Annotated in this window: 7 protein-coding genes; 4 read left to right on the top strand and 3 right to left on the bottom strand. The window is 42.3% G+C overall.

The window, feature by feature from the left end:
* The first annotated feature begins 308 nt into the window (after positions 1–308).
* On the top strand, positions 309–2,489 hold the full coding sequence (locus BUE76_RS00520) for a TonB-dependent receptor family protein (protein WP_073039133.1): 2,181 nt from the start codon (positions 309–311) through the stop codon (positions 2,487–2,489).
* A 489-nt stretch (positions 2,490–2,978) separates the two neighbouring features.
* On the opposite strand, the gene BUE76_RS00515 is transcribed toward BUE76_RS00520, so the two are convergent.
* Entirely contained in the window at positions 2,979–3,950 is a 972-nt protein-coding gene (locus tag BUE76_RS00515) for an endonuclease/exonuclease/phosphatase family protein (protein WP_083596287.1), read from the bottom strand.
* 115 nt (positions 3,951–4,065) lie between these two features.
* Here BUE76_RS00515 and BUE76_RS25010 point away from each other — a divergent pair, with 115 nt between their 5' ends.
* From BUE76_RS25010 to BUE76_RS23870, 3 genes are read left to right on the top strand one after another with little or no spacing between them, the layout of a single operon-like run.
* Positions 4,066–4,635 carry a hypothetical protein gene (locus BUE76_RS25010; RefSeq protein ID WP_245798245.1) on the top strand — a complete coding sequence of 190 codons (570 nt, stop codon included), beginning with the start codon at positions 4,066–4,068 and terminating at the stop codon, positions 4,633–4,635.
* Positions 4,524–4,781: a mechanosensitive ion channel domain-containing protein gene (locus BUE76_RS25375; RefSeq protein WP_394333527.1), complete on the top strand. Its 258-nt coding sequence runs from the start codon at positions 4,524–4,526 to the stop codon at positions 4,779–4,781. The genes BUE76_RS25010 and BUE76_RS25375 overlap by 112 nt, the downstream gene beginning before the upstream one ends.
* Positions 4,782–4,814: 33 nt before the next feature.
* Positions 4,815–5,141, top strand: a complete 327-nt coding sequence (locus BUE76_RS23870; RefSeq protein WP_083596289.1) for a hypothetical protein — start codon at positions 4,815–4,817, stop codon at positions 5,139–5,141.
* Positions 5,142–5,273: 132 nt separating this feature from the next.
* Here the strand turns inward: BUE76_RS23870 and BUE76_RS00505 are convergent, their stop codons facing one another.
* A complete protein-coding gene (locus BUE76_RS00505; RefSeq protein ID WP_073039137.1) occupies positions 5,274–6,374 on the bottom strand; it encodes an AI-2E family transporter in 1,101 nt (366 codons plus the stop codon).
* A gap of 186 nt (positions 6,375–6,560) precedes the next feature.
* Positions 6,561–6,781: JAB domain-containing protein (locus BUE76_RS00500; RefSeq protein WP_317043371.1), on the bottom strand; the 221-nt coding region annotated here is incomplete at its 5' end.

Below are 6,781 nucleotides of genomic sequence, written 5' to 3'. Positions count from 1 at the left end.
CTAAGTTTGGGTAGTAATGAATGCCACAAAGCCCGGCACCAGCACTGCAGCCGAGGTGCTTACTAAGGCTGTTCCCCTTTGCTGAATAGCGATAAGAACGTACAAGGGTGCGACGCAACGGAAGCGTAATAGAAAGATGAAAGTCGGCTGAAATACAAATTATTACCTTCTGACAAAATCAATTTTGTAGAATCGTCAAACATGGGTTGTATGAAGTTACACTCAGAGATAGTCGTTCTTGTACAAGAAAAACGCTATAAAGGAAGCAGAAATTCCTAAGTTAGTCTACTGAAACACCACTCGAAATCATGAAAAGAGGATTACTGCTTTTGATCTGTTTTGTTTATTCCGCCTGCTTTGCCCAAAGTTTTATGGACACTAGTTCATCCAAAAACTTAAAGGAAATCAAAATCAAAGCATGGATGCGAAAAGACATCAACCGGCTGCCTGACGAGGATGAAAGCTTTGTAACTGCAGGGAAAAAAAATGAAGTAATATCAATCGCTAATACAAACGCTAATATAAGTATCAAAACTGGTCGGCAATTATTCGCCAAGGTTCCAGGAGTATTCGTGTATGACATGGATGGAAGTGGCAACCAAATAAACATCTCTACCCGTGGACTTGATGCGCATAGAAGCTGGGAATTTAACAATCGCCAAAATAATGTGATCATCAACTCCGATATGTACGGTTATCCCGCCAGCCATTACAGCGCTCCAATGGAAAGCATTGAAAAAATTGAGCTCGTTAGGGGAACAGGCTCCTTACAATATGGAGCTCAGTTTGGCGGCATGATCAACTATATCACCAAAAAACCGGACAGCACCAAAGTATTATCATTTGAAAGTGTTAACACCGTAGGTTCTTTTGCTCTTATGAGCACCTACAATGCAATCAGCGGCACAAGTAAGAAGTTTAGTTATACTGCATATTATTATCGTCGCCATTCTTCAGGATACCGTGAGAACAGCCCGTCGGATGCCAACGCGCAATTTATTCAGCTCCAATACAAATTATCCGATAGGCTTGTCTTGAAAGGTGAACTAGGCAGATCAAAATATCTGTACCAAATACCAGGTCCCTTGAATGACAGCATGTTTCAACAAAATCCAAGATTAAGTACCAGAAACCGAAACTTTTTCAGTCCTGATATATATGTTCCTTCCCTTAGTTTGAATTGGCAACCGACCAAAAAAACGAAAGTTTACGCCACATTATCTGGTGTGTTTGGTAACCGTAGCAGCGTTCAACTGGATGCTTTCGCTAATATACCTGATAACATGGACCCCGTTACGGGTACATACAAAAACCGACAGGTAGACATTGATCACTTCAACAGCAAAACCTTCGAGGCCAAGCTGCTGCACTCATTTTATTTAGGAAAATTAGAAAGCAGGCTAGTTGCAGGAATCATGTATATGAATAACGATCTACACCGGCAACAGCTGGGAAAAGGCACTACCGCTACGAATTACGACCTATCCTTAGTGGAACCCAACTTTGGTCGGGACATCCATTTTGGAACCGGCAACATAGCTCTGTTTGCTGAGCATAAGTTCCAATTGAATAAATATTGGTCTGTTGCTCCAGGAGTCCGTTATGAACATGGAAAATCCGAAATGGTCGGCAAAATCAAGTACTATCCCACAGATGAACTACCTACAACAATCAAACATGATTTTCTTTTAACAGGCATGAATACACAATACCAGCTTTCAACAGATAATCAAATTTACGCTGGGTTTTCACAGGCATATCGTCCCGTTATTTTTAAAGACATTGTGCCTGCATCTACTTACGAACGCATTGATAAAAGCTTAAAAGACGCATTTGGTTACAACCTGGAAGTCGGGCTCCGGGGTAAGCTCCTAAAGTATTTGCAATTCGACTTAACTTATTTTCGATTGAGCTATCAAAACCGACTGGGTACATTGGTGTTGCAAGATCCCACTGGACAACCATACACATTTAAAACCAATGTGGGCAACAGCATCACCAATGGCATGGAAATATTTTTTCAGTACAGATTCCCATTGACGGGTAACCTGTTTGCCGGCCTTTTCACATCTACCACTTATATGGATGCACAATATGTAAAGGGACAGGTTTCCGATGGAAGGTCCAACAAGCCAATTGCTGGCAACAAAGTGGAAGCCGTTCCAAATTGGATCACAAGGAATGGCTTGGAAGTATTGTATAAAGGATTCACATGTACTATTCTTCATAATTATACCAGTGAGACTTTCTCAGATGTGCTAAATACAGTTACTCCGCCAGTAACAGGTGCACGAGGTTTAACACCAAGCTATTCAGTTTGGGATTTCAACTCCACTATAAGAATAAACCCAATGATCAATCTACGGGGTGGCCTCAACAATATTTTCGACAAAAGTTATTTTACTAAAAGACCGACTTTCTACCCAGGTCCAGGAATATGGCCAAGCGATGGCAGGAACTATTATGTAACGGTAGGCTTTAAGATTTGAAAGTAGATGCTATTAACCTGTTGGAAGCATATAGAACTTTTAGTCCGAATACACCTTTCCAACATGACAGGAACAATCAACACTCACAAAATATTATTGAAAGTAGAAACAGCTACTTGGAAGCATATCTCTTCAGGAACATACAATCAAACAGAAGATCTCAGGTTTCAATGTGGCTTGGCTTGTTTCCCCAGCGCTTAAGATTTTCCTTACACTGAAGGTAACAGGATGATTCGGAGCAGTTTTAAAATCCTTAAAGCGCGACTGGCAGCTCCTTATTCTTTATGCATAAGTGGCAATATTTTGGCCTTTCGACCATAAAGGCATATTATGGGTAATCTGAGGAAAAATAAGATCACCGCAATAATCTCAGATTGTGTCAGTTGCATAAAGCCCCAGTCATAGCGGTAATCTACTTTGAATATGGAATATGGCATCAAAACCTGGTGCAAATGAAATCTTATAGCATTCACTAATGTGTACGCAAACCTAATTTCCAGTAAAAGTCATCCGGATGAACATTGGAAAGTGATCAGACCCGAAATAGTCCAGCTTCTTTAATTCTAACAACCCAAAATCCGGAGTATAAAATATGTAATCCAGTGGGTATCGAAGCAATGGCCATTGTGCGTTGTATGTATTGAAAAAACCGCGCCCTTGACGTGGGTCCAATACACCGCTATACTCTTTAAAACGGCGGGTGGTGTAAGACCAGGCAACGTCATTTAAATCACCAACTACAAGCGCCGGACTCTTATCTTCTTTTATTTTAGAACCAAGTATCAGAATTTCCTGGTTTCGGTTGGTAACCGACTGACCAGGCCTGGGAGGTCTTGGATGAATGCAATAAAGGTTAACCTTTCTGCCGCCTGGTACAGTTACTTTGGTAAAGATTGATGGCACCTTCTCCTCTACCAGATAGTTAACCCTACTGTTTTGTAAGGGCAATCTTGAAAGAAGGAGCATGCCATAGGTGTTCGATTGCGGCTGTTTAACGCGGAATGGATACAAGCTGTCTAGCGGTTCCAACTGTTGCTGCCACCAATCATCAGGCTCGTTGACGGACAAAATATCTGGTAGATACTTTTTCACTAAGGCAATAAAACCAGCGGCGTTCCGGTTACTCATTTCTACGTTTGCGTGCAGGATGGAAAAGGAGTTGAGGGTATCTTTAGCATCAGGCGCGGCTATGGCATATACTGGAGTAAATGGAATTATGAGATGCAATTGATACAATAGGGCACCAGCAGAAAGACTTACCAGTAACTTGCCGTACCAGCTTTTAATGCCTTTATAAATCAGCAACAACACCAAGGCAATTAAACAAAGAAAGAAAAGTTGCAACCGTGGAAAATCAAATATTCTGATCCACCATGCCGGTAACCGAATCAACGGCAAAGCTGTAAACAGAAAACACAGCAAACCAAGTACAACTGAGCAATAGCGTAATACCTGTGCCATAAATTATCTACGATTACATCAATTATTGTTCCACCACCTATAATTCAGATTAGAGCTTCTCTTTTTAGGGTGGCACAAGAGTAATAAACGTTGAAACGGATCATCATTTTTTATAATGAATGCGGAAGAATTGAATGAAGCAAGGGAAATTGAAGCTTTGCGATCCGACCCCCAAATCCAGGCAGCCCTCCGGCAATCTTCCGCTGGGGAACCATCAGTGGCTCATGATCCTGATGCTAAAAAGGAACGCCAGAAACTGTTGTTCATTGGCGTCCTAGTTGTCTTAATCTGTTCTGTGTTGTATTACCTTCTTGGCTGGAAATACTTCCCAATCCGCAACCGCTATATTCCACTGGTGCAGAAGATGCTGTTGGGTGTAATTCTAACCACGGTTATTCTACTGATTGGCCGTATTGTAAAGCGGCTATTACAAAAAAACATTGATAATGCCATAACCCGGTATACCCTAACTAGGATCACAGACCTGGTAGCTGCCATCTTTATTTTTCTTGTAGTGCTCTCGCTGCTTTTTGCTAATTGGTATGCGGCCATGGTATCTTTTGGCATCATTTCATTAGTGCTGGGCCTGGCTTTCAAAATCCAATTACCAGTTTTTTTGGCTGGATCTATATACTGGTACGCCGGCCCTTTTCTGTTGGTGACCGAATCAGGATCGGAGATGTAAAAGGAGATGTAATTGAGCTGGGTTACCTCGATACCACTCTTTGGGAGTTTGGCGCAGAGTATCTTTCAGGCGATCACCCAAGTGGGCGTATAGTACGGTTTTCCAACTCTAAAGTCTTTAATGAATACATCCACAATTATTTCTAGCCCTTATTCCCCTTTATTTGGAATGAAATCAAATTGTTTGTAGCCTACGAAAGCGACCTTTCTTTTGTAAGTGAAACAGTCCGCAGTTTTGTGGAAAGGGAAGTTGGCGCCACCATGTTGCGCCGGGTAAAGCGGCTGAAAAAGATATTGGCCGCAACGCCAATCGACCAACTGGAGGTGAAAGAAGCTCCCTCCATCATATTACGTGCACATGATAACACCTGGATTAAAGTAGTTGTACGATACCTGGTAGCGCCCAAACAATCAGGAGAAGTTAAAAACCGCATTTTTAAAAACTTAATGGAAGAGTTGCGTAAACACCCTGAACGCGTAAAGTTTCCAAAAACCAATATGCGATAGGTAAAAAGGTCTAATATGAAAAGCCATAAAGCAGCATATACTCAAGAAATAACGGTCGTATTCTAAACATGAAACTGCTGGTTACTCTGGCTAATGTGAGTTTTCGACATCTTAATCATCTTCAGCAAACCGTTAATCACCTTCGTGCTTGTCTTTGGCATAAATGATTGCCGCTATCCTGGTGGGCAACTCCTTATCCACTGGCAAGCGGTATTCATAGAAATTTTCATAATATGCTTTTATAATAGCTGTCAGTGGTGTTGCCAGCAAGATGCCTACAAAGCCGAAGGCCGAGCCCATAGCCAATACCATAAACAAGATGGGAACAGGATGAATGTTCATAGTATTAGAGCGCAGTTGCGGCATCACAAAATCAGCCATCACCTCATCCATTACAATAAAAAAGACTGCTACCCAGATGGCTGTAGCATTGCTAATGGACAAAGCCACCAGCGTTGGGGGAACGGCCATAATATAAAATCCAAGCCTGGGTATCAATTCGGCAAAAAGGGCCAATGCCCCCCATACCCATGCACCTGGCACACCCAGCAGGGAAAGCACTATTACAGTTGCTACCGCCTCAATAAAACCGCCAATCATATTAGATCTGAACCAACCTGACAACATAACTGCGGCCTCCCGAAACGCTTTTGTTGCCGCTTCCCGTTGCTGGGGGTGAAAGAAGGAAAAATATAGGGTTGCTAATGGCTTGGGATTTACCACAGCATATACAACCATACTGAGCACAATGATCACAATCAAAACCACATTCAACACACTTAAAGATATGTTTCCAATACGCATCAGTGCTTGCGATACAGATGGTAAACCCTCTGTAAGCGGGCTAGATCGGGACTCAGCTTGTTTGCCCATTCCGGGAATAACATCCAGCCAGTCGTTCAATCTATTTTGTACGGTATCAACATACTGTGGCAAATTAGCCAACAGTACCTGGAACTGTTGACTCACTTTAGGTATGACAATCCATGCCAATACACCCAAAACGATTAGAATGGCAAGAAAGATTGCCAAAGCTGCCCACCCCCTTTTCCAACCTTTCTGTTCCAGGTTGCCAACTGGTTTATTGATTACTACAGTGAGTACAAGCGATACCAGTAATAACAAAATTGCAGAGTAGACCTGCCACAAAAACCACAGTGCAATTATGGTTGCAGCAGCAAAAAGTATTACCCGAACTAACGTACGGTACAGTTGGGTGGTATTCATTTCCATAATCTATGGTTATATGCATACTAGATATAGTTGGCTCAATACACATGCAAGTGTATTGCCATGAACTTCGAACCGCACCCCAGCTCTGCTTTCGCTCATTTTTAGAATGCTGAAAGTGTATGATCTCCCCTGTAGGTAAACCAGTCTATTTACTTAAATACGTTGTAATAAAGGGAAAATAGGGGGCTATAACAGCCCCTCATCTGCAAAACTGAAGTAATGCTCCGAAGAGAGAATAATGTGATCCAGCACCTTGATGTCCAGCATCCTGCCGGCTTCTTTCATTTTGTAAGTAAGTTCTTCATCGGCACGGCTGGGCCGGAGTGTTCCAGATGGGTAATTATGTGCCAGGATGATGGAGCAGGCACATACCTTGAGTGCCGTGGAGAAAACCAATCGGGGATCAG

Origin of the sequence: Cnuella takakiae (genome assembly GCF_001953305.1) — a bacterium.
In the GTDB taxonomy this organism is placed as follows: domain Bacteria; phylum Bacteroidota; class Bacteroidia; order Chitinophagales; family Chitinophagaceae; genus Flavisolibacter; species Flavisolibacter takakiae.
Note: the sequence above shows the minus strand (reverse complement) of the source record. Positions and strands in the feature narration are given on the sequence as shown.